At 36.0% G+C, this 23,437-nt stretch carries 21 protein-coding genes; 7 read left to right on the top strand and 14 right to left on the bottom strand.

Features of this window, described 5'->3' with window-relative positions; all coding sequences use genetic code 11:
* The first annotated feature begins 97 nt into the window (after positions 1–97).
* Genes LC095_RS15750 through LC095_RS15740 form a run of 3 tightly spaced genes read left to right on the top strand, consistent with a single transcriptional unit; the run spans position 98 to position 1,476 of the window.
* Positions 98–427, top strand: a complete 330-nt coding sequence (locus LC095_RS15750; RefSeq protein ID WP_226529056.1) for a hypothetical protein — start codon at positions 98–100, stop codon at positions 425–427.
* Positions 427–1,134 (top strand): PspA/IM30 family protein, encoded by a 708-nt coding sequence (locus LC095_RS15745; protein WP_226529055.1) that lies wholly within the window; start codon positions 427–429, stop codon positions 1,132–1,134. Before LC095_RS15750 ends, LC095_RS15745 begins: the two co-directional genes overlap by 1 nt.
* A 27-nt stretch (positions 1,135–1,161) precedes the next feature.
* Entirely contained in the window at positions 1,162–1,476 is a 315-nt protein-coding gene (locus tag LC095_RS15740; protein WP_226529054.1) for a hypothetical protein, read from the top strand.
* 47 nt (positions 1,477–1,523) lie between these two features.
* On the opposite strand, the gene LC095_RS15735 is transcribed toward LC095_RS15740, so the two are convergent.
* Positions 1,524–1,814, bottom strand: a complete 291-nt coding sequence (locus tag LC095_RS15735; RefSeq protein WP_226529053.1) for a DUF3817 domain-containing protein — start codon at positions 1,812–1,814, stop codon at positions 1,524–1,526.
* Between the two features lie 136 nt (positions 1,815–1,950).
* Between LC095_RS15735 and LC095_RS15730 the strand changes: the two genes are divergently transcribed.
* A complete protein-coding gene (locus LC095_RS15730; RefSeq protein ID WP_226529052.1) occupies positions 1,951–2,190 on the top strand; it encodes a hypothetical protein in 240 nt (79 codons plus the stop codon).
* A 20-nt stretch (positions 2,191–2,210) separates the two neighbouring features.
* On the opposite strand, the gene LC095_RS15725 is transcribed toward LC095_RS15730, so the two are convergent.
* Together LC095_RS15725 and LC095_RS15720 are read right to left on the bottom strand one after the other, a co-directional pair.
* The gene (locus LC095_RS15725) at positions 2,211–2,348 is read right to left on the bottom strand and encodes a YjcZ family sporulation protein (RefSeq protein ID WP_226529051.1); all 138 of its coding nucleotides are present in this window, start codon (positions 2,346–2,348) and stop codon (positions 2,211–2,213) included.
* Positions 2,349–2,430: 82 nt separating this feature from the next.
* Entirely contained in the window at positions 2,431–4,467 is a 2,037-nt protein-coding gene (locus tag LC095_RS15720; protein ID WP_226529050.1) for a methyl-accepting chemotaxis protein, read from the bottom strand.
* 283 nt (positions 4,468–4,750) lie between these two features.
* On the opposite strand from LC095_RS15720, the gene LC095_RS15715 reads away from it, so the two are divergent.
* Positions 4,751–6,460: a methyl-accepting chemotaxis protein gene (locus LC095_RS15715; protein WP_226529049.1), complete on the top strand. Its 1,710-nt coding sequence runs from the start codon at positions 4,751–4,753 to the stop codon at positions 6,458–6,460.
* A 49-nt stretch (positions 6,461–6,509) separates the two neighbouring features.
* On the top strand, positions 6,510–7,550 hold the full coding sequence (locus LC095_RS15710; protein ID WP_264196068.1) for a substrate-binding domain-containing protein: 1,041 nt from the start codon (positions 6,510–6,512) through the stop codon (positions 7,548–7,550).
* 79 nt (positions 7,551–7,629) lie between these two features.
* On the opposite strand, the gene LC095_RS15705 is transcribed toward LC095_RS15710, so the two are convergent.
* Positions 7,630–9,087 (bottom strand): vWA domain-containing protein, encoded by a 1,458-nt coding sequence (locus LC095_RS15705; protein ID WP_226529047.1) that lies wholly within the window; start codon positions 9,085–9,087, stop codon positions 7,630–7,632.
* 159 nt (positions 9,088–9,246) lie between these two features.
* Here LC095_RS15705 and LC095_RS15700 point away from each other — a divergent pair, with 159 nt between their 5' ends.
* On the top strand, positions 9,247–10,038 hold the full coding sequence (locus LC095_RS15700; protein WP_226529046.1) for an SDR family oxidoreductase: 792 nt from the start codon (positions 9,247–9,249) through the stop codon (positions 10,036–10,038).
* A 93-nt stretch (positions 10,039–10,131) separates the two neighbouring features.
* On the opposite strand, the gene LC095_RS15695 is transcribed toward LC095_RS15700, so the two are convergent.
* From LC095_RS15695 to LC095_RS15650, 10 genes are all read right to left on the bottom strand, one after another.
* Complete coding sequence (locus tag LC095_RS15695) at positions 10,132–13,161, bottom strand: efflux RND transporter permease subunit (RefSeq protein WP_226529045.1); 3,030 nt, start codon at positions 13,159–13,161, stop codon at positions 10,132–10,134.
* A 331-nt stretch (positions 13,162–13,492) separates the two neighbouring features.
* Positions 13,493–13,891: a GNAT family N-acetyltransferase gene (locus LC095_RS15690; RefSeq protein ID WP_226529044.1), complete on the bottom strand. Its 399-nt coding sequence runs from the start codon at positions 13,889–13,891 to the stop codon at positions 13,493–13,495.
* 88 nt (positions 13,892–13,979) lie between these two features.
* A complete protein-coding gene (locus tag LC095_RS15685; protein WP_226529043.1) occupies positions 13,980–14,504 on the bottom strand; it encodes a type 1 glutamine amidotransferase domain-containing protein in 525 nt (174 codons plus the stop codon).
* A 50-nt stretch (positions 14,505–14,554) separates the two neighbouring features.
* On the bottom strand, positions 14,555–15,499 hold the full coding sequence (locus tag LC095_RS15680; protein WP_078431372.1) for a sugar-binding transcriptional regulator: 945 nt from the start codon (positions 15,497–15,499) through the stop codon (positions 14,555–14,557).
* A gap of 158 nt (positions 15,500–15,657) precedes the next feature.
* Positions 15,658–17,670, bottom strand: a complete 2,013-nt coding sequence (tkt, locus tag LC095_RS15675) for a transketolase (RefSeq protein ID WP_226529042.1) — start codon at positions 17,668–17,670, stop codon at positions 15,658–15,660.
* Entirely contained in the window at positions 17,670–18,548 is an 879-nt protein-coding gene (locus LC095_RS15670; protein ID WP_226529041.1) for a 6-phosphofructokinase, read from the bottom strand. Before LC095_RS15670 ends, tkt begins: the two co-directional genes overlap by 1 nt.
* A gap of 173 nt (positions 18,549–18,721) precedes the next feature.
* Complete coding sequence (locus LC095_RS27115) at positions 18,722–19,858, bottom strand: histidine kinase N-terminal domain-containing protein (RefSeq protein WP_226529040.1); 1,137 nt, start codon at positions 19,856–19,858, stop codon at positions 18,722–18,724.
* 295 nt (positions 19,859–20,153) lie between these two features.
* Positions 20,154–20,303 carry a 50S ribosomal protein L33 gene (gene rpmG, locus LC095_RS15660; protein WP_026559107.1) on the bottom strand — a complete coding sequence of 50 codons (150 nt, stop codon included), beginning with the start codon at positions 20,301–20,303 and terminating at the stop codon, positions 20,154–20,156.
* An 18-nt stretch (positions 20,304–20,321) separates the two neighbouring features.
* Positions 20,322–21,512: a GTP-binding protein gene (locus tag LC095_RS15655; protein WP_226529039.1), complete on the bottom strand. Its 1,191-nt coding sequence runs from the start codon at positions 21,510–21,512 to the stop codon at positions 20,322–20,324.
* A 256-nt stretch (positions 21,513–21,768) separates the two neighbouring features.
* On the bottom strand, positions 21,769–22,983 hold the full coding sequence (locus LC095_RS15650) for a coiled-coil domain-containing protein (protein ID WP_226529038.1): 1,215 nt from the start codon (positions 22,981–22,983) through the stop codon (positions 21,769–21,771).
* Positions 22,984–23,437: the final 454 nt, after the last annotated feature.

Here is a 23,437-nt window from a genome sequence, read left to right as displayed (position 1 = left end):
TGCATTTACAGTCGTTTTAAATATAGTCGGACACTTGTTCATTCAACCATATATATTCTATAGCCGTGCTGGTGGGTTCTCCCATCATGATCTGAGAGTGATCAACATTTCTTTCCTGCCATTCTTATTTCATCTGGGATTAATCATCTTAGGTTGGTGGGTTTTGAAAAAGGCAAATGGAGAGTTTATTAAAAAGTGGGTTGGAATGATTCTCCTATCTATTGGAGCATTTTCAATCTTACCGGTTATCATTGCCATCCCCGTTGCTCTCATTGCCCTCTATGTCATCTCAAAAAGCAAAAAACAATCAAAAAGTGAGTTAATAATCAATGAACCGATCATTGTATCAACTCCGTTTTATAACCAACACACACATCACATCCTAGACGAATGGGAACGTAAAACATTGAAGGAGGAAACAAAATAATGGGTATTTTTAAACGAGTTAAAACCATTTCATTAGCAAATATGAATCATTCCTTAGACTACTATGAGGATCCAATCAAAATGGCCAAGCAATACATTAGAGATCTTGAATTCGAAATTGAAAAAGCACAATCAGCATTAGCTAATCAGATCTATTTCGAGCAAAAGCATGAAGGACTCATGCATCAAGTAAAGATGACAATTGAAGATAGAAAAAGACAACAGCAGTTAGCTCTGGATAAAAAGAAAGATGAGATGGCAAAGCTCGCGATTCAAGAACGACTTGATCACGAAAAACAACTCACTCTCTTAGAAGAACAATACACTGTCATCCAGAACCAAACTAGAGCATTAAAAGACCAATTGGCAAAACTAAAAGATATTCATGCAGACTTACAAAATCACAAATCACTTCTTGTCTCAAGAGCAAATGTAGCAGGAACAACAAATACAATGAACAACACCTTATTTTCCACACAATCGGAAAGTATTAAAAATGGTTTTACCAGGATGGAAGATAAAGTATTGCGGCTTGAAGCACAAGCAACTGCTCATGAATACTTCAATGAAAAAGCATATCAAAAGGACAAAACATATTCTATTGATGTAGAAGAAGAATTTTTAAAAGCTAAAGGGCCTTCCACTAGAAAGGCCCTTTTCTGCATTTACAGGCATGTCTCTCTCTTCTGTTGCTTATACATGAAGTAAGACCGATATTTATAGGAGAGTGAGAGAATGCGAACTTTTATACCTTATCTTTCTATTTTGTTCTTTTTATTCGTTTTAATGGGGTGTGCCAGCACTGGAGTTCACGAAAACACTGCATCAGCAAAAGAGGATTCTATAAAAGTGAACGCCATTTATATTGGATTAATAGATTCACATTCAATTGAAGTCATCATTGACCAAACACCAACGGCACTACAAATATCTGAAGAACAATACAAAACATTGGAATCAATCCCGACAAACACACCCGTTACCATCACATACACCTTTCAAAAAAGCACCTCACAGAACATTTTAGAATATATTGAAATACCTGAATAAAAAAAAGAGGGCCGTTTTCATACGAATGAAACGGTCCTCTTTTCACTTTACCTCTTTGTTTTCAACTGTTTGTCCAGATAAAAGGTTCCAAATGGAATAAATGCTAAAAACACCGCCCATATCGCCCATAGAAAAGAATAACGTTTTCTAAAAAGGACAAAAGCAACCATGATCACGTAAGCCACAAAAAGAAATCCATGCATTGCCCCAGTCAGGGAAACAGCTGAAGGAACATCCCACAAATACTTTAATGGCATCGCAATCAGCAACAGAACCAGATATGAAATCCCTTCTAAGTTTCCTGTGAACCGAAGTATTCCAACCGATGTATTGAACATCTTCTCACTCCATTTTCAATATCAATACATCTATTATACTAGCTGTTCCTCATCGTTGAAAACGATTTCTATAATAATTACTTTTTGGATAAGTGAATTATTTATTTTCCATACTATAAACGGAGGTGTGTTTTCTATGGAATTTTTACATAAATATGGTGTTGAACGTCAAAAAGATGGAGTCATTCTTACTCTATATGTATCTGATTTTGATACTGAATTTGCCAACGAATTGGGAACAGAAATAACATCTACTCAACAAGATTCTGTCTGTGAATATGCTGCTAAGAGATTTCCACATTTAAAGGTTAAAGCGGTACAAATTGTATGCGGAGGTATTTCCATGGGAATATGCAAATCAAAAAAGGGGCGATAAAACGCCCCTTTCATAAAAAATTAGTACCAGCCATATCCAGAACCATAGCCATAACCACCTGAGAAAGCACCTGCTCCTACAATAATTAATAGGATAAATAATACGACTATTAAAGCAAAGCCGCTACCGTACCCTGCTCCACCGCAATTTTCACTCATTACTTTCACCTCCAAGATCAACTACCTTATTAATGTATGTAAATCTTGAAAAAGTGATATAGGCCTTTTATTTATACATGGTTTATTCCTTTATTTTAAATTTATTTATTGTCTTCTCTAATTCAATAATTGTTTGTGAAAGAGAAGAAGCCAAGTCACCTAGCTCTTCAGCAGCTGCTGCTTGCTCCTCTGTTGTCGCCGTTACTTCCTGAGTAGTAGCTGAAGACACTTCTGCAACATCCACCATCTCATTAATTGCATGTTCGACTTTTTCTTTATTCAAATTAATCTTACCGATTGAGGCTTCAATATAATCGATTTCATGAATAATCGAGTTTGTTCCTTCTAGAATATTTTCAAATGCTTGTTGAGTATCGTGGATAGAAGATGATTGATCTTTAAAAAGAGCGATCGTTGTTTTAACAAGCTCAACTGATTTTTTTGTTTGTGATAAGATGCTGGCAATGACCGTCTCAATTCTCAGCGATGAGCTCTTTGTTTGGTCAGCAAGCTTGCGTATTTCTTTTGCTACGACAGCAAAACCTCTGCCTGCAGCTCCTGCTCTTGCCGCTTCAATGCTTGCATTTAGTGATAACAAATTCGTTTCTTCACTAACACCTTTTATTATGTTTACGATATCTTTTATTTGCTCAATTTCTACATTTAATTGGTCCATTGTTGAATCAACTTGACCAATGTTTGTACCCATCTCTTTGTTCTTTTCTGTTAATTCCTTGATTGTCTCGATTGATTGACTACTTAACTTCTTCGAGGTCTCCGTTATAGCTGATACCTTGACCATATTACCGGCTACTTCATTAATTTCACTTGACAGCTCCTTCATTTCACGGTTCGTTCTTTCAGAATAATCAACCTGACTAACAGCACCTTTTGCCACCTCATCGATAGCGCTCGCAATTTGATCTGTTGCACTAGCGGATTCAGCCGATATTCTCTTAAGATCATTAGCACTGTTCACGGCATATGTAGAAGCCTTCTTATTTTCCCGAATCATCAAGGTCATATTATCAATCATATGATTAAAGCTGTTTCCCAGCTGCCCTACTTCATTCTTATAAAGATAATTAGCTCTGTGGGTCAAATCCCCTTTTTCTGCTTCTTTCATAATGGCGACAATTTTATTAATTGGTTTCGTCATACTTCTCGCCAAGAACATACTTACAACCACTGACAGCAAAACAAAGCCCAGAATAATTAAATAAACGAGGTAAATAACGTTTTGAATTTCCTTCATTAAATAGGACTTTGAGGTCGAAACAGCCACCTTCCACCCATTCTCAGTTTCTTTTTCAGAAACAAGGTTATCTGCTGTATTTTTATGCTCTTCAAACTTTGACCCGACTAATTCCGGTTTATTACTAGAGATGATGACTCCATCTTCATTGTAGATCGAAATTTCTCTTGCTGTATTGTCTTGTCCATTTTCATAAACTTCTTGAAAAACCTCTCCGTTTGCTACAAGAATAATGGTGCCAATTCGGTCAAATTTCCGGAACAAATAGATATTTTCATAATTGTTTTCAATAGCTGTCTTCCATGTAGTCACACTTTTTGAATCTTCAACTTCCTTTGCATAAGGGGAAGAATTGAAATTCCCTAAGGAAAAATCCTCCAGATTCTGTTCCCCATATACAGTATCCTCTCTATTTACAAAAAACATCGCTTTTGCATTTTTATTTGAAAAAGTAATGCTAGAGAAGAATTCTGAAGCTGTTCGCTCCTTTGTTATCTTTTCAAATTCTGATAACCCCTCATTGGTTCTTAATGTGTCCATCAGTTCCATATTTGAAAAAGGTACTAACGATAGATTATCAAGCTCCCTTAATGCATTGTTTACATTTTTTGTTACTTGAACATTAATATCTTCATTCATTGTTGATACTTTATTTTCAATTGTATTCGTTGACACAAAATACACGACATTACCAATGATAATACTCGGAATAAGCGTAAATAATAGCAAAAACAGAATAATTTTTGACTTAAGTGTCATTGCTTCAACATATCTTGGTACTTTTACCTTTACCTTTCTCCTTTTCTTTTGAGATTCCACAGTATTTGGAACTCTTTTTTTTCGTTCTTTCAAACGTTTCTTCATCGTCCCATCCCCCTCTTTAAAAATAACAATAAGTTGTTTACTCTATCTATCCCTACTTAGTTGTTTTGTACTTTTAATGTATTCGCTTTCAATTATACTATATTTTCGACCAAATTCTTCATAATATTTTAAATTTTTCTAAGAAACTAGGAAATTATTCACTTATTATTTTCATAAAATTACCAACACCATTAGTTCATAAATCCTATGAATTCTATTAAGAATCATCGACATTTGTCGATATTAAAAGAAATATGGTAGTTATTTTTGGAGGGATCTCTCGTTGTTAAATCATTTACGATGGAAAAACACAAAAATTGGTGGTAAATACTTCTATGTCTTTCTCGTTGTGACCATTACATTTTTAGTTTCCGTTCTTATTACGTATAGCTTACTCATGCAAACAAATCAAACAATTAAACACTCATTAGTAAAAAATGAAGTGGCACTTTATAGTGCAGACTTAGTTTCCTTATATCATGAAAAGTACAATCAAATTCCAGAATACCTTTTATTGGCTGAAGATGAAAAACTTCTTGAGTATTTAGAAGATAGTCGTAAATTTATCGAAATTGCTAAAAATTTGAAAAGTCAATTAGAAAACGAAGATCAAATTCAGATATTTAATAAAATCATTGAAAACAACCATAAACTAGATGAGTATTTCTTCAGTACAATTGTTCCAAATGTTCAACAAATTAATACAGAAGAGTTTAAAAGATTACAAGAAGAAGCCAGTGCATTAAAGTGGGAAACAAGTCAATTAAGTGAAAAACTGAAATCAATGGCTACAGATTCAAATCGAGCAGCGTTATCAGAATCACAAAATAATATTGGACAAACGATCAATCTACTTATTATTTCTGTGGTTGTTGCACTTATTGTCTCAACGGTTCTTCTTATTATAATCAGCAGAAGGATTTCCGCAAATTTAAACAAGCTAGTGTCAACAAGTGAGGAAATCGCAAATGGAAATCTTAATTTCGACTCTCTAAAAAGCAATGGAAATGATGAGATAGGACAATTATCAAAATCTATTAATCATATGGGAGCTCGTTTACGAGAAATGATCGTGGAAGTTTCACACATTGCAACAGATGTTGATCAGCAAAGTTCTGCATTTGCAGTATCTGCTTCAGAACTAAAACAAGGAAGCTCACAGGTCGCCAATACTATTGAAGAATTATCTTCAGGCGTGAATAGCCAGGCTGATGAAGTATCAGATATCTCTGAACATATCAAGGAATTTAGTCAAAAATTAATTGATGCAAATCAGGACGGTCAGAAATTAGTTCAATTTTCCGATGAAGTCCTTGCTGTATCTATAAATGGTGACAACCAAATGAAAAATTCTTTGGAACAGATGGACATGATCTATGAAATTGTTGAACTCTCTGTTGAAAAAGTAAAAAGTCTTGAAACAAAAACACAATCAATTACTGAACTTATCACTGTTATTAAATCGATCGCAGAACAAACGAATCTTCTTGCATTAAATGCCTCCATAGAAGCGGCAAGAGCCGGAGAAAGCGGGAAAGGCTTTGCGGTTGTGGCATCGGAAGTGAAGAAACTAGCAAATGAAGTGACAGCTTCCATCGAAAACATTACAAATATTGTAACAAGCATTAGAGAAGAAACAAGCTCCATGTCAAATGAGCTAAATAATGGCTTCCAAAAAGTAAATGAAGGAACAAAGCAGATCCAATTATCCGGTCAGTATTTTTCTGATATTAAAGATAATGTAACAGATATGGCAAACCGGGTAAAAAACATCTCAACTGCCTTCCAATATTTTGAACATACAAGCCAGGAAATTAATCAATCAGTTGAGCAAATTGCTGCTATTTCAGAAGAATCAGCTGCTGGCTCTGAAGAAATCTCTGCTGCAGTATATGAGCAAACTCAATCGATTGACTCGATTTCAACAAGCGCAAATACTCTTTCTCAAATGGTTGAGCGCATGAACGGGATGATCGGGAAATTTAAAGTGTAAGACATAAAGTAGGAGGGAAAAACTAGTGACTGTATTTTACAAAAAAGCGATGATAGGTTTATTGCTTTCTATAGTAGCTCTTGTTGGCACCGCTTGTTCAACGACAGAAACGAGCAGCAAACAAGCATCAGTAAAATTAATTCAAGATGAATCTGTTCCATACATTGGTTTTTTATTGGATACACTTGAAGAAGAAAGATGGTACAAAGACAAGCAACTGTTTGAAGATCATGTAAAATCGTTAGGCGGACAAGTCAAAACGTTAGCAGCCAACGGCTCGGATGCTGTTCAGCTCGTGCAAGCACAATTATTAATCGAAGAAGGTGTGGACGTCCTTGTTGTTGTTCCACATAATGCTGAAGAAGGAGCAAAGATTGTAGAATTAGCTCATAAACATAAGGTCAAAGTCATCTCCTATGACCGCCTTATCACAAAAAGTGATCTAGATTACTATATTTCATTTGATAATAAAAAGGTCGGTGTCCAGCAGGCAACTGAAATTGTTAAACACATACCTAAAGGAAACTTTGTTTATATTGGTGGAGCAGAAACGGATCATAATGCGGTACTGTTTAGAGAAGGTGCATTAAGTGTTCTTCAACCACTGATTGACAAAGGTGACATAACCTTATTGGCAGATCAATATACAGATGAATGGAACCCTAAGAACGCCGAAAATAATATGAAAACAATTTTAACAAAAGCGAATAACAAAGTCGATGCAGTCATTGCAGCCAATGATGGTACTGCAGGTGGAGTGATCAATGCCCTGTCTGACGTCGGATTAGCTGGTAAAGTTCCTGTTTCCGGTCAAGACGCCGAGCTCGACGGAGTGAAAAGACTTGTTGCAGGAACCCAAACCATGACTGTCTATAAACCGATTCCTGTAATTGCAACACAAGCAGCAGAAATGGCTTACCAGATAGCAAAAGATAAAACAATTACCACTGATACTGATACAACGATTAATAATCAAAAAACTGATGTACCCACCATCCTTCTCGAACCTATGCCTGTCACAAAGGAAACGATTAAATCAACAATTGTGAAGGATGGGTATTTAACAGAGAAAGAAATTTATAGGAAATAAGTTAATAAAGGAGAAACACCTTGTCATTTCCATAAAAAGATGAACTCTAACCAATCCAGAGTTCATCTTTTTTGTTTGCCTATTGAGTCTGTTCCTTTAATTTTTTCATTTCTTCAACCCATTTATCTACTTTTTCTTTTATCTCGTTTACTTTCGAATCAATTTCCTTCTTATTTCGTTCTTGTAACTCATCTTTAAGACGCGTTAATTCCTCTTCTCGAACTGCCACTAATTCTTCAATTTTAGTTAATGTCTCCTCTGTTAAAATCCCTTGTTCTTCCCAAATCTTTAACCCTTCTTGAAATCGTTGTTTTTCTCTTGTCATTGAGGCAGTCCATCCATTTGTTAAGTCCGTAATCCGCTCAGTTTCGCGAAAAATCTCCCATCCATCTGGAACATAATTAACTGGAGCCCAAGTGAGCTCTAGCATGGAAGGAAGCCATTCATACTCAATGGTGGATAATAACTCTTCTTCACCATTCGCCGCAAAATATTCTCCCTTCCCTGCATTTGCAACAGCTTTTAACTGGTTTTCCGCTCCATTATCCACCTGAAAACCAATTATATTGACAGAAACATTGTGTGCACCTTTCTCCTTAACAAATTGCTCTGCTGCTTTAGTAGGATTTCCATCACATGTTTCCACACCATCGCTGACAATATAAATGGTGATTTGACCATTAAGATCCTTACTGAATTCTCTCGTCTTTTCAATTGCTGTTGCTAAAGGGGTCCACCCTTTCGCTTCAACCGTAGAAAGAGATTGATTGAAACGCTCAGCATCAAAAACTCCCATCTTATAAACTTCTTCTATTTTCGAACATGACTCTTCCTTACCACTATCAGACTCATCACCTCGATGACCAAATGCTACAAGTGAAACCTGACTTGTATCACCAATAGCTTTTGCAAAGCTTTCAACAGCCTCTTTTGCGATATCCATGCGCAGCTTTCCTTCTGAGTCTAGTAACATACTTGAACTAGCATCAAGTAAAATAAAAGAATAGTTTTCCTTCTTAGCACCTTCACTTTTCGAAACCTGTTCAGGGCGAGGAAGAAGCGGCTCATTAAATCCCGGAGTAAACGAATCTAAATCCCGGACAATTTCATCATAGCTCGGGCTCCCTGTATAATACACTAATGCTTTCATCAGTTTTTCCGGATTGTCCGTTTCCTCCGCTAATGGCTCCAATACTTCTTTCATGTTATTTATGTATTGAGGGTCAAGTTCTTCGAGTCCCCATAGGACTTGCTCTGTATCTTCTTCATAGGTAATATTATTAGTTAATTCTCCTGCTTGAAATTTCATTAAAGACTCTACTGTTACAGAAGTGGAAAGCTCATTTATATCTGATAGATCCCCTTTGTTCATATCTTCCTGTTTTGCTACTGCTTTTTCATCTTTCTTCTCATTTGATGATGTTGCTAATTTTTCACCTTCATTCGTACAACCTGCACAAATAAGTAGAATTAAGAATAAAGAGATAAACCAATATTTATTAATCATATCATCACCCTTATTTTGTCTATTTATCATTATTTTCCCATTCCTTTTACTCCCTCTCATATTACGAAAAGATAGAATAAAAGTTTCATCTTTCCTTCTCATCTTATAATCCAATGGTTATTTAGTTTACGATATCTGATTCCTGTTAAATATATAAGAAATATAAAAATAGGAAAGGACTTCAAAATCATGGTAAATAATCATAATTTAAAAGGAAGAGTAGCTGTTATCACTGGTGCCGGTTCCGGGTTAGGGCGTGCAACAGCCTTTCGCTTAGTAAGTGAAGGAGCAAAAGTGTGTTTGCTAGATATTAATATTGAGCATGCGAATAACGTAAAGAAACAAATTGAACATGTTGGTGGTAAAGCCATTGCTAAAAAGTGTGATATCAATTCATCACAGGAAATACTAGAGGGAATAAAAGCAGCAAAGGCTGAGTGGAAAAGGGTAGATATTTTATTTGCTAATGCGGGTATAGCTGGAGAAATGGCCCCGATTGAAACGATGAATGAGGAAGATTGGGAGCGTACTATAAATACTAATTTAACAGGAACTTTTTTAACAGTTAAATATGCAATTCCTTTTATGAAAGATAGCGGAGGCAGTATTATTATTACAAGCTCTGTTAGTGGTAACCGCATTTTCTCACAAACCGGCTTTACCGCTTATAGTACTTCAAAAGCTGGACAGATTGCATTTATGAAAATGGCTGCATTAGAACTTGCCCGATATAAAATCCGGGTTAATGCGATTTGTCCTGGTGCCATTGAAACAAATATTCAAGAGTCAATCCATCAATCTTCTGACCTAAAAAAGATTGAAATCCCTATCGTTTTCCCTGAGGGAGACCAACCTCTCGACCATAAACCGGGGAATGCGGAACAGGTTGCTGATTTGGTTACATTTTTAGCTTCTGACTTATCTTCCCATATAACTGGAACAGAAATCTTTATTGATGGTGCAGAATCATTATTGAAATAAACAGTAACTGCTTTTGTTGTCCCGAACTTTTTCAAAATTAATAGAGGCCGAGTATACATTTACCCGGCGCTCTATTCTTAAATACTCTCTCTATCAAACAGCCATTGTCTTCTCTTGTTTTTCTGCTAATTTACGTTGCCTTTTTGACTTCCTAAAGTATAACAATTCATACACAGCAGGAATTACAACAAGCGTTAACAATGTTGCAACACTTAATCCGCCAATAACAACAACTGCTAGACTTGCAGAAACTAAGTTGCCTGCCTCCGCTTCTTTAAATAACAGAGGAAGCATAGCTGAAATTGTTGCAACAGCTGTCATAATGATCGGTCTCATTCGAATGGTTGCCGCTTCAACAATGGCATCACGAATTATCATCGTTTCTTCATTTTGTTTTACTCGATCTAATAACACAATGGCATTCGTCACGACAATTCCAATAAGCATGAGTGCTCCCAATAATGAGGTTATATCAACTGTTATTCCACTAATGATAATCCCAAGGATCGCTCCAATTGCTGCAAGTGGCAGTGAAAAGAGAATAGCAATCGGTGCACGAATGGTTTTAAACGTAATGACCATGATGAGAAAGACAATTCCGATGGATGCTAACATCGTCATAAACAAATCATTAAAATCACTCGCTTGATCTGCACTTGCACCACCAACAAACACTTCAACATCTTCCGGTAGGTCAATTCCCTCGATATCTTCACTTCCGAAAATTTCAGTGTTTACTTCTGTTGAAATGATTGAAAGCTTTTCGGGTTCAACATTCGCCGTTACTCTTATATATTGTTTTCCATCTTTATGGAATGAGGTGGTTGGTTCTTCGTTCTCTCTTAATTCTGCAACCTCTGAAATCGTTGTTATCCCTGCCTGTGTCATAATTGGAACCTCTGATAGATCTTTTTTCGTTTCCGGTGTATACACAGGTTCCAGCATAACCATTGTTTGTTGATCATTTACTTCAATTGAACCAAGTGGTGTTTGATTCAGCATTACAGCAGCTTGTTGGGCAATTTGATCAGCCTTCGCCATACTCGGATTAACAACAAATGAATAGACTTTTTTTGTTTCTTCCTGGTTTGTTGTGACCTCTTCAACTCCATCAATATCCTTTACTTTCTGTTGTATATTCTCTGAAACAGTCACCAGGTCATTAAGGTTATCCCCAATAATATCAATTGTAATTGACGTACTTCCACCACCCATCATTGAAGCTTCTGCAGCCTCTAAGGTAGCATCGCTATATTCATCCTTCTGAGCAAGGACTTTTTCAATAAATTCACTCATATCTGCATCTTCTTTTAAGATCGCCATAATCTGAGTTTCTGTCGGGTTTCCAACAGCACCATATTTCGCTGCATCAGCAGAATTTCCAAGCTGAAGATACATATTTTCCAATTCTTTTTGTTCCAGTATATAGTTTTCAAGCTTCACAGACTCTTCTTTTACTTTTTCAATAGGTGTATCATTCGGATATGCTAATGATACAAAAACATAATCAGCTTGCGTTTTATTCACAGAACCTTTAGGAAGAACAAAATATGCTCCTATTGATCCTGCAAAAAGGATGATCGCTGTTAAAAAGACGACCCACTTATGATTTAAGGACCATGTCAAAAATGCTGAAAAACGTACGGATGGCTTATGCTCTTTTATTTTGGCGTTTTTAAGTAATCCTGCACTCATAACAGGGACAATTGTTAACGCCACAATTAAAGAAGCTAACAATGAGTACGTAATGGTTAATGCAAATGGTAAGAGAAAATCCTGCAGACCGCCATTAAGTAATCCCATCGGTAAGAAAACGGCAACTGTCGTTAATGTCGATGAAGTAATGGCAGAGCCTACTTCTTTTGTTGCCTCAATGACCATGCTAACTGAAAATTTCTCTGTTTGTGCTCTTCTAAAGATATTTTCAATAACAACAATACTATCATCAACAAGTCGGCCAACTGCCACAGCCACTCCACCAAGTGTTAAAATATTTAATGTCACACCGGATTGAGCTAATAAAAATAGAGTAAAGCCTAATGACAATGGAATGGAGACGATTGTAATCAATGTTGAACGTAAATTTCTTAAAAATAACATAATGACAATTGTTGCAAACAAAGCACCAAGTAATACTTCTTTTATCATACTGTGGACGGAAGATTCGACCATATCGGCAGATGCTAAAATGACGGTTGTTTCTAAATCATCATAATTTTCGTTTATTTCTTTTGATACGTTTTCCACCTCTTTACTAATCGTAACTGCATTTGATTGACTGTCCTTTGTGACAACAAATGTAAGAGCATCAGCACCATTTACTTTGGTTAAATTGCCTTCCTGCTTTTCCATTGAGATGGATGCGACTTCATGCAGCGGAACATTTGGAGCCACTTCTGTATCTTCAAGATCTTCTATCGTTTTTAAATTACCAATCACTTTTATATTTGCCGATTTACCATCAACTGTCGTTTCCGAAACAGCCGCAGCGGTATTTTGGCCCTGAAGCATTGTCATAATATGTTCAATTGAAACATTTTTTTCAGCCATCTTTTTTTCATTAAGTTTGACAGAAACAAAAGAAGGAATAATACCGTTTGTTTGAATTTCTGCTACACCTTTAATATCTTGAAATTGCGGCACAATTTCATCCTGTGCATACTGAACAGTTTCCGGACTGATTCCTTTATCAAACGTAAGAGCAATATAGGAAACAGGAATCATTGAGGTATTTAACTGTACGATGTTTGGCTTCATAACATTTTCCGGGAGTGTTAGATTTGAGAGGGCCTCTTCAATCTCCCGTTTTGCTTCTTTCTTATCCACACTAGATTCAAGGTGAATATCAACAGAGGAATATCCATCACCTGTAGTCGAAAACACATTTAGCTTTCCATTCATACTCTCTACTGCTTCTTCAATCGGGGTTGTCACCTGCTCTTCCATCGTGCTCGCATCAACCCCGTTCCCCATCGTCACAACCGAAATAAACGGCTGGTCTGCAGAAGGTAAAAACTCCATTGGAAGTCGGAAATAACTAAGAACACCCATAACAAGAATAATCGCAGACATTAAGAAAACAGCTGCTTTGTTTTTAAATGACCATTTCGTAAACCATGACATTTGCTAATTTCTCCTTTCAAGTTCCATTTATTTTTAATAAAACGCTGTGCTCCTTTCATACCTGAGTCAAAAGAAGTATGATCCATTCATTACTACAGACCTTATTTTAATAACAAAATGTGGAAACGATAATTGCCTTGAGGTGTAAAATGATCTAAGGCTTGAGACGTATATTTGATTGGAAGGTGATGAAGTGCTGTAAATCTGCTGGTAGAATGCGTCTTATGTAAAAACGTTGAACCTTTTTGCTGCTATTGCACCATTTTAAGCATATATGGGTGTAAAAATAAAAAAAAAAAGACAGACTCATTGTCTGCCTTTGTATCAATATTCATCGTTTACGACGAATTAAAAATCCATTATCGATTACTGTAAAACCAATTTTCGGGTAATATTCCATCGCTTCCTGCGAAGCGAGTAATAAGAGGGATACTTCCTCACCTATCTCTTCTTGAAGCAATCGAACAAGTTCTTTACCGATTCCTTGTTTTTGATGTTCGTTATCAATGGCTAAGTCTGATAAATAACAGCAATAGTTAAAATCAGTTATTGCACGGGCTACCCCTATGACTTTCCCGCGAAATCTTGCAGTAATGGTAATATCCGCTTTATCAAGCATACGCTGTAACCGAGGTAAATCATCTACGGGTCTTTTGATTCCTGATGCTTTAAACACTTGAGATAATTCTAATGCACTGATTTGATCATGGACTTTATATGTATATTCCATTTTCGACCGTCTCCTCTTCCTACTTTTTCACAGTATAAACGAATAAACCCGATTTCTACAAGACATAAAAATCGGGCTTCATAAAAACTTATTTGTTTTCTACTACTTTAATAAATTCTCTCATGTAATCAGGTAAATCTGGTGGGCGTCGACTTGAGACAAGATGTCCATCAACTACAACTGCTTCATCTAACCAGGTTGCACCGGCATTTTCCATATCGTCGCGAATTCCCGGTGTACTCGTTACTTTTTTCCCTTGCAAAATCTTCGCTGATATTAGCACCCAGCCTGCATGACAGATCTGTCCGATCGGCTTTTTCTGCTCCTCCATATGCTGAGTGATCTCAATAACTTCCTTAAAACGGCGAAGCTTGTCCGGGGCCCAGCCACCTGGAACTAATAAGGCATCATAGTCGTTAGGATTGACTTGTTTAAAGTCAACATCTGATGTTGCCGGTACACCATATTTTCCTTTATACGTAAAATTTGCTTCTTCACCAGCAAGGTGAACAGTAGCTCCTTCCTCACGCAAGCGATGAATGGGATACCACAGCTCCAAATCTTCAAAATCTTCATGGACAAAGCTTAAAATCTTTTTACCAGATAATCTCATATCGTTCCCTCCTTATAAATGACGATAACGTAATTTTCAAGTCTAGACAACTATGATCCCATATCTGCTAGAATATTTGCCGTCTGTTGATCTGTGATCAATACATTTGCATACTTGCCTTTAAGTGCACCATATATAGCCTCTACTTTTTTCGGACCACCGGCAACTAATATCGATTTTTCCTTTTTGGCCAGTTCATTCAGCTCAATTCCAATCGTACGGTTATTTAAGCTCTCCACACAAATTTCTCCATTTTTATCGAAAAAGCGAGAGCAAATTTCACCAGCTGCTTTGGATTGTATAAGATGCTGATCTTCTCTGGACAAATACTCTGCCTGTAATAATACTGAGTCAACAACAGGTGTTCCTACACTAAAGATTGCAATATTCGCTTTTTTACCAAGATCAAGGATTTTATGAATATGGCGATCTGCTTCAATCGCTTGTTTCACAACAATGTGATCCACGATAGCTGGCAGCGGTAACAAAAACGTTTGCGTGTGGAAGGCCTCACCAAATAAATGAATAATTTCAGATGCATAGGTTTTTGTTTCCGAATGACTTACACCGCCATTTAGTTGAACGATGGTTGTATGACTTAATGGTCTTTGCTTTAACCTCATTGCTACTTCATAAACTGTCGTACCCCAAGATGTCGCAATAACATCATGATCCTTAACAATTTTATGAAGATAGTTTGCGGCTACTTCTCCAAGCTGTTGTTTGATATAACGATTGTCATACTCTGATAAAGATACAACGACAACTTCCTTTAGTCCAAATTTTTCTTTTATACGCTCAGTTAATAATTCGTCTGCTTCCGTGGGATTATTGATTTTAATTTCAACAATTCCCAAGTCTTTTGCTTGTTTAAGCAATCGGGAAACAGTTGGTCTTGAAACATCCAATTTTTTCGCAATTTCCTGCTGACTATAGTCTAATTGATAATAAAGTCTGGCCGCTTCAACAATTTTATTAAGTTTATCTTTTTCCATTTACAGCACCTAATTATCTTTTTTATAGGCTATTTCTTCAAACTTTGTTGCTTTGTAATAAGTGTTGGGAAAAACAACAATCTTAAAGGAAAGAGCCTTTTCCTATGACAAATGAGAGGCTGACATTATACATACGTCAGCCTCTGTTGTTTGATCTATTATTCAGCAATTAATTTTTTCACACGAGCTACTACGTTTTCAACAGTGAAGCCATATTCAGCTAGAATACGATTTGCCGGAGCAGATGCACCAAATGTATTGATAGCTAAAATATCACCTTCATCTCCTGAATAACGATCCCATCCTAGTGGAGATCCCATTTCAATTGCAAGACGCTTTTTCACTTCTTTAGGAAGGACAGAACGCTTGTATTCAACAGATTGCTTTTCGAAGCGATCCCATGCAGGCATACTTACAACAGCTGCCTCAATGCCTTCTTGAGCAAGAGCTTGTTGTGCTTCTACTGCTAATCCTACTTCAGAACCTGATGCTAGTAAAAGAACATCTGCTGTTTCTTTTCCAGCAGGTGAAACGACATAAGCACCTTTTTGAACACCTTCATAAGCCGTATCTTTTGTTCCTTTAATTGTAGGTAAGTTTTGACGAGTTAAAACAAGTGCAGTTGGAGTTGATTTAGACTCGATAGCTGTTTTCCATGCTGCAGCTGTTTCATTACCGTCTGCAGGGCGAACCACTGAAAGATTCGGCATTGCACGTAATGATGCAAGTTGTTCTACCGGCTCATGTGTTGGACCGTCTTCACCAACAGCAATACTGTCATGTGTGAATACATATGTTACTGGTAAATTCATAAGTGCCGCTAGGCGGATTGCAGGGCGTAAGTAATCAGAGAATACAAAGAATGTTCCACCGAATACATGTAAGCCACCGTGAAGTGCCATACCGTTTAATGCTGCACCCATTGCGAATTCGCGAACACCAAACCAAATGTTACGGCCGCTGTAATCTTCGCTTGTGAAATCACCGCTACCGCTAATTGTTGTTTTATTAGAACCAGCTAAATCTGCTGAACCACCAAAGAATGATGGAAGGTTTTTCGCAATTCCATTTAATACTTCTCCTGAAGAAGCACGTGATGCAAGGCTTGATCCTTCTTCGTATACTGGAATGTCTTTATCCCAACCTTCTGGAAGCTCGCCGCTGATAGCATCTTTGAATTGTTTTGCAAGCTCCGGATACTCATTTTCATATCCTGCTACTAATTCATTCCATTCATTTTCTTTTGCACTTCCAGCTTCTTTCACTGTTTTGTTAAAGTGGTCGTATACTTCATTTGGAACATGGAAATCTTGTTCAAAAGTCCACTCATAAGCCTCTTTTGTTAATTTAATTTCATCTGCACCTAGTGGAGAACCGTGTGAAGCAGATTTACCAGATTTATTCGGAGAACCAAATCCGATTGTTGTTTTTACTTCAATTAACGTAGGACGGTTTAAATCTTGTTTCGCTTGTTCAATTGCATTTGAAATTTCGTTCAAATCATTTCCGTCTTCAACACGAATTACTTGCCAACCTTGTGCTGTGAAACGTTGTTCAACATTTTCAGAGAATGAACGATCAAGATCACCATCTAAAGAAATATCGTTTGAATCATAAAGTACAACTAAACGTCCAAGTTTTAAATGTGCTGCTAATGATGCTGCCTCAGAAGAAATACCTTCCATTAGGTCTCCATCACCACAGATTGCATATGTGAAATGATCTACAACGTTGAAAGATGGTTTGTTGTATGTTTCAGCTAAATGACGCTCAGCCATTGCCATCCCAACTGCCATCGCAATTCCTTGTCCAAGTGGACCAGTTGTTGCATCTACCCCTGGTGTATGCCCGAATTCAGGGTGTCCTGGAGTTTTACTTCCCCATTGTCTGAATGATTTTAAATCATCCATTGATACATCATAACCTGTAAGGTGAAGAAGGCTGTATAAAAGCATAGAACCATGTCCAGCTGATAATACAAAACGATCTCTATTAAACCATTCAGGATTAGAAGGGTTAACATTCATGAATTTTGTCCATAACGTATACGCCATAGGTGCTGTACCCATTGGCATCCCCGGGTGACCTGAGTTTGCTTTTTCAATTGCATCAATTGATAATGTACGGATCGTTTCAATTGATAATTTTTCTACTTTTGTTAATTCGCTCATTATATTCCCTCCGAATATGATATTTCTTTTAATACTGCTTTTTTATCTTTTATAATTAATTGACCTGATGGTTGATCTGATGTAGACCATTCAACAATTGCTTTTTTCAATTGATTTGTGAGAAGTCGATCTAATGCAGTCGGATATGGACCACTGCATTGTGATTCATCGATCACAACGACTTTCCAATCAAGGTCAAATTCTCCAAATTGTTCTTCTAATGCAACAGGATCAACATCTTGATCCATCATGAAAAAGGTGTATCCTTCATTGTTCACTTCTTTTTGTTTAATATGTTGTTTCAAAAGAGCAATCAGTGTTGAATCAACTCGCTCCACTACTTCAGCTTCAACAGCCAGTGCTGTGTCATGTAATAACCTCGAATTCTCTGCACCAGGAATTTGCACGTTAAAAACTCGTACCTTCCCGTAAGATAAAGAACTGGCTGTATCTCTTACTCTTTCAATATTTTCCACAATCGAATTTAGCGCAGTATCATAACCCAAAGTGAGTTCTGAATCGTCAATGTTATTAAAGATACTAACAGGTACTTGCAGTAATTTTCCTGCAAAATCGGTTACATTAACTTTTGTATCCCCTAATAAAATAACCTGATCAAGCTCTGTTAATTCACTAGCAAGTACGGATATTTGATCGTTCCATATAGTAATTGGAAAAGCATTCAATACATAGGAATTTGCACCAAAAGAACCATATGTATTCTCATTAAGTGCCTTTAGATTTAGCTTTTTTGCTGTATCGTCCCATTCAATCCCAATAACATTGTAACTTTGACTGGAAAGTTCTTCTACTAGGGTACGAACGATCTGTGCTGTGCCTGCTGAAGCACAACCAAAATGAACTACACCTATTTTCATTATCGTAACCCCTTTATGCGAAATTTCGTTCATAATTAAATGAACATATGTTACGTTGTTTAGTATAACATGAAGTACTTAAAAAGATAAATAGGCAAAAACTGAAATTTTGAGAAATTTCTTATTTCAATAAAAACCTAAAAAAACCGATCTCAATAACAATTAAGATCGGTTCATTCTACTTTTTCAGGTAATCTAATCACAAAAGAGGTTTGATGCTGATCTGATTCGCAAAAAATGGTTCCATGATGTTTTTCTATGATTGATTTACAAACATATAATCCAATTCCCGTTCCAAAGCTCTTAGTTGTGTAAAAAGGTTCAAAAATCGTTTCCCTTATTTCTTCGGGGATTTTAGGGCCATTATTTGTTATCTTAAAGAAGATTGTATGTTCAGTTTTTTCACAGGTAATCCATAGATTACGCTCCATAGAATTTTTTTGTTTTAAAGCATCAATGGAATTTAAAATGATATTAACCAACACTTGTTTTATTTCATCCTTTGCAGCTATTATCTTGCAATTAGGATCAATAGAGGTTGATACATTTACATCCCCATCTACTATACTCGGGTATAAAAAAGAAATAATATCAGAAAAGAGGTTGTCTACTTGAATCTCTTTGTGCGTTTTTTCTCCGGAATCTAACCTGGAAGCATGTAAGAATTGAGTAATTCTAAACTTTAACTGATCCAACTCATGTTCAATCGTATCCATATATTTTAAATTGGGATGCTCATTTTTTAGCAACTTCATAAATCCCATCACAGATGTTAATGGATTTCTAAATTCATGCACAAAACTTGAAGACATTTGACCTAGTAGTGATAATCGATCTTTATGTGACTGATTCACAAAAAGCATTTTTTCATTTATCTCAATATCTTTTAACTCTGTATATCTTGTAACAGCATGAAAACAATACCTGTCGAAATGATCGTTAATTCTGTCAATGATTGGCTGAAGTTCCTGGATAGAAACACCTGACTTGTTGACATATTTAATAAGCGTGCTTCTTCCTATATTCATATTGAAAACAAACTCTCCGATATTGCTTTTACTTAGTACGCGTTCCTTTGCTACTTTATAAGCAAGCTCTTTCAGTTCATCATCACTTGTTGTCTGCAACAAAGATTTTTTGACCAATTGATACATTTCGTATCCATTATGCCCTACCCGATCTTTGAAGATATCATTTTCAGTTACAATAACATTTTCTAGCCACATTCCTAAAAACTCACTCTGTACTTTCTCCAAAAACTTAATTACCTTCTCTTCAACCGAACAACCTGATCCAGATATCGAGTTCACTTTTTCACCACTTTCATTGTGTGAATGCCTTAATGATATTAGACAAAAACTGATAAATATCCTTCTTTTTTATCACTTTATTCAAATTTCTATAAAATATGTTACATTTTGAAAAATAAACTCATTAATTTGTACAATCTGTCATGACAACGATTCCTTTTCATGTTAGAAAATTTGCTTCATTGCAAAGTCCTTAAAGGTAGTCAATCATTTTTATACTACTCTCCATATAATCTTCCGAACGAATAAAAAAGACTGTCTTAGGTGACAGTCTTTTTCATTCTTACCTAATTTTTTATTTAGTTTCACGATGTAAAGTATATCTTTTTAATCGCGGGCAATACTTTTTCAATTCAATTCGATCTGGATTGTTTCGTTTATTTTTTGTTGTAATATAATTACGGTCTCCTGTTTCTGTGCATGCTAATGTAATATTTACTCTCATTATTTTTCCTCCTAATTTTTAGTTTGCTACGTCAAATGCTGGAAGTGGATCATTAAACTGAGACCAGTTTTGTTGCATTTCAGCATCTGTTAATAAACATAGATTAAGACTTGCTTCAATTTCATCACGGTTCATATCAATTCCAATCATCACTAATTCCGTTATGCGATCACCATAACGTTTATCCCATTTTTTAAGCAACTCTGGTTCCTCTTTCAAAATGACCTCTTGTTCTTCCACTGGATATGTTGCAATCCATTCACCTGCACCTTGAATGGTGATAGAGGGGCCAGCCTGAGAGAGAAGACCTGTTATTTCGTTTCTCGATGCGAGCCAAAAAAATCCTTTTGCTCTAACAACGTCAACTGGCCAGTTTTCTAACCAGGTCATAAATCTTTCTGGATGAAATGGACGCTTTTGTTTGTAAACAAATGACGAAATACCATACTCTTCTGTTTCAGGTATATGTTCATTAACAAGCTCCTGAATCCATCCAGCGGCTTGACTAGCCTCCTCAAAATCAAATAACTCTGTATCTAAAATTTCAGCCAATGAAACCTTTGAAAAACTGGTTTCAATAATCTTGGCTTTAGGATTTAACTTATGGATTACTCCACTTAATTCCTTAGCATCCTCTTCATTTACCAAGTCTGTTTTATTTAATAGTAGAATGTTGGCGAATTCGATTTGATCTATAAGTAAATCAACTACTTCTCTCGTATCAGATAGATCTGTCGCTTCTTTTCGATCAAGTAATGTTTCCCCTGAAGCAAAATCATGCCAAAACCTGTTCGCATCAACCACAGTAATCATCGCATCAAGAACACAACTATCAGTTAAATTAATTCCGAGTTCCTCATCTATATATGAAAAAGTTTGTGCCACAGGTATCGGCTCAGAAATACCGGTAGATTCAATAACTAAATAATCAATATCCCCTTGTTCCACAAGCTTTTTCACTTCAACAATTAGATCTTCTCGAAGTGTACAACAAATACATCCATTTTGAAGTTGAACAAGCTTTTCATCTGTCCTCGTAAAACCTCCTTGTTTAATAAGTGAGGCATCAATATTGACTTCACTCATATCATTGACTATTACAGCAATCCTCCTATTTTCTTTGTTCATTAAAATATGATTTAATAATGTTGTTTTGCCCGCACCTAAATATCCACTTAACACTGTTACAGGAATTTTTCTTTTGGCCATTCATCTTTCTCCTTTTACAAATCGATATTATTACGATTTATATTTTATACCCACAGAATAATTTTAACTAAAAATTAGTATAAAACGTAATTATTACGATTTATATTCTATTATATAGGCTCTTGAATTGCAAGTTTCTTCTTCATAATTTTTATCAAAAACATGTTTAGATATATTGGAATTGGGAATTTATTAAGTACATAAGTATTTTTTCAAAACAAAAAGCTGACAATTATGTGTCAGCTTTTAAAAAGTATTACATGCTTACGCGTACTACACGTCCGTTAAATTTTTGAGCCCAATAACCGCTGGACATATCAGCAATAGCTACACCAGTTGAGCTTTGTGATCCGATAAATTTACCTCCACCTACATAGATGCCAACATGTCCATCTGTTTTGTAAGTGTTAAAGAATACTAAGTCTCCAGGTTGCATATTGCTTGTAGAAACCTGTTTACCTGCATATTTAAGAGAGTCAGTGCTTGCACCTACGCTTACTCCTATTGTAGAGAATGCCCAATGCACAAATCCAGAACAATCAAAGCGACCATTTGCTACATCATAGGAATTTCTTCCGCCACCAAAGACATAAACTGAGTTTCCGATATACTTATACCCAGCACGAATTAAATCATTCACTGTTCCATTCGGATTTACAGGTGTAGATTCAACAGTTGTCGTTTTAGAAGAAGTTCCTTTTGCTAGTTTTACTGAACTTGATGAATCACTAGAAGAATCATTTGATGAATTTGATGAATTTGATGAACCCTGAGCGATTGCAGCAGCCGCAGCTTCTTGAGCAGCTAAATTCGCTTCTTTTTGCTTAAGGCTATTTACTGCAGCTAGTTTTGCAGTTTCTTCATCTTTTAGTTGTCCTATTAAAGTATCATTTTCCTTTTTTTGAGTTAGGATTTGTTCCTGCATACCCTCTAACTCTGATTTCATACCTTCTAAATCTGAAAGCGCTTCAACTTTTGAAACTTTCTTTTCATTTAATTCTTGTTCGTCTGCTTCTTGTTGTTGAATCATTGCACGGTCAGCTTCAACAATCTTACCCACTGCAACAGCACGATTGACAAAATCACTAAAACTATTAGAACCTAATAACACATCTATATACTCTACATTACCACCACTATGTTGGTAAGAAATTGCACGTTGTTTTAAAATATCTGTTCTCTCTTTAATTGCTTTTTCCAGCTTTGCAATCTCTGATTCCATTGTTGAGATTTCAGTTTGAGCTGTTTCTATTTTTGATTCAGTTTCTTCAATTTTCTTTGTGTTATCATTAATTGCTGCTTCAACACGTTCGCTTTGCTTTTTTAATTCAGCCAACTCTTGTTGTATTTTCTCTACATCTTGAGTTGCATCTTTTATATTTTCCTGAATTTCTGTACGCTCTGCCGTTTCAGCGTTAGCCGAAGGAATAGCAAATGAACTTCCTAATCCGATCATGACTGCTAAATTCATGATAACTAGTTTCTTTTTCGACATTCTCTTCCCTACTTTCGTTTCTCTCGTACAATCAGTATTTTTTCCTATGTATCTATTAAAAATATTACTTTATACTCAGATTTGCCACAATTAGTAGTATATCATCAAAAAATGACAAAACAATGTATATAATATTACAATTATATTTCAAATATAACAAAAGACCTTTTTATTCTACCAAATGACACATGTTCCACTCTACCATAGAAAAAGTTTTAACACTAGCATCAATCTATTTATGGAATTATTTGAGCAGCTTTCTTACTATTTTTCAGATTGATTGTACTTTACAAATAAAAAACCCCCCACAAATTTGAACTGCACCCCAAAAGTTAGAGTAAAGAATCTAACTTTTGGGGTGTTTTATTAATGTCTAGATATGATGAAAAATTTAAGCTTATGGTAGTGAAAGAATATCAAGAAGGACAAC

This window comes from Metabacillus niabensis (genome assembly GCF_020524345.1).
In the GTDB taxonomy this organism is placed as follows: domain Bacteria; phylum Bacillota; class Bacilli; order Bacillales; family Bacillaceae; genus Metabacillus; species Metabacillus niabensis_B.
Note: the sequence above shows the minus strand (reverse complement) of the source record. Positions and strands in the feature narration are given on the sequence as shown.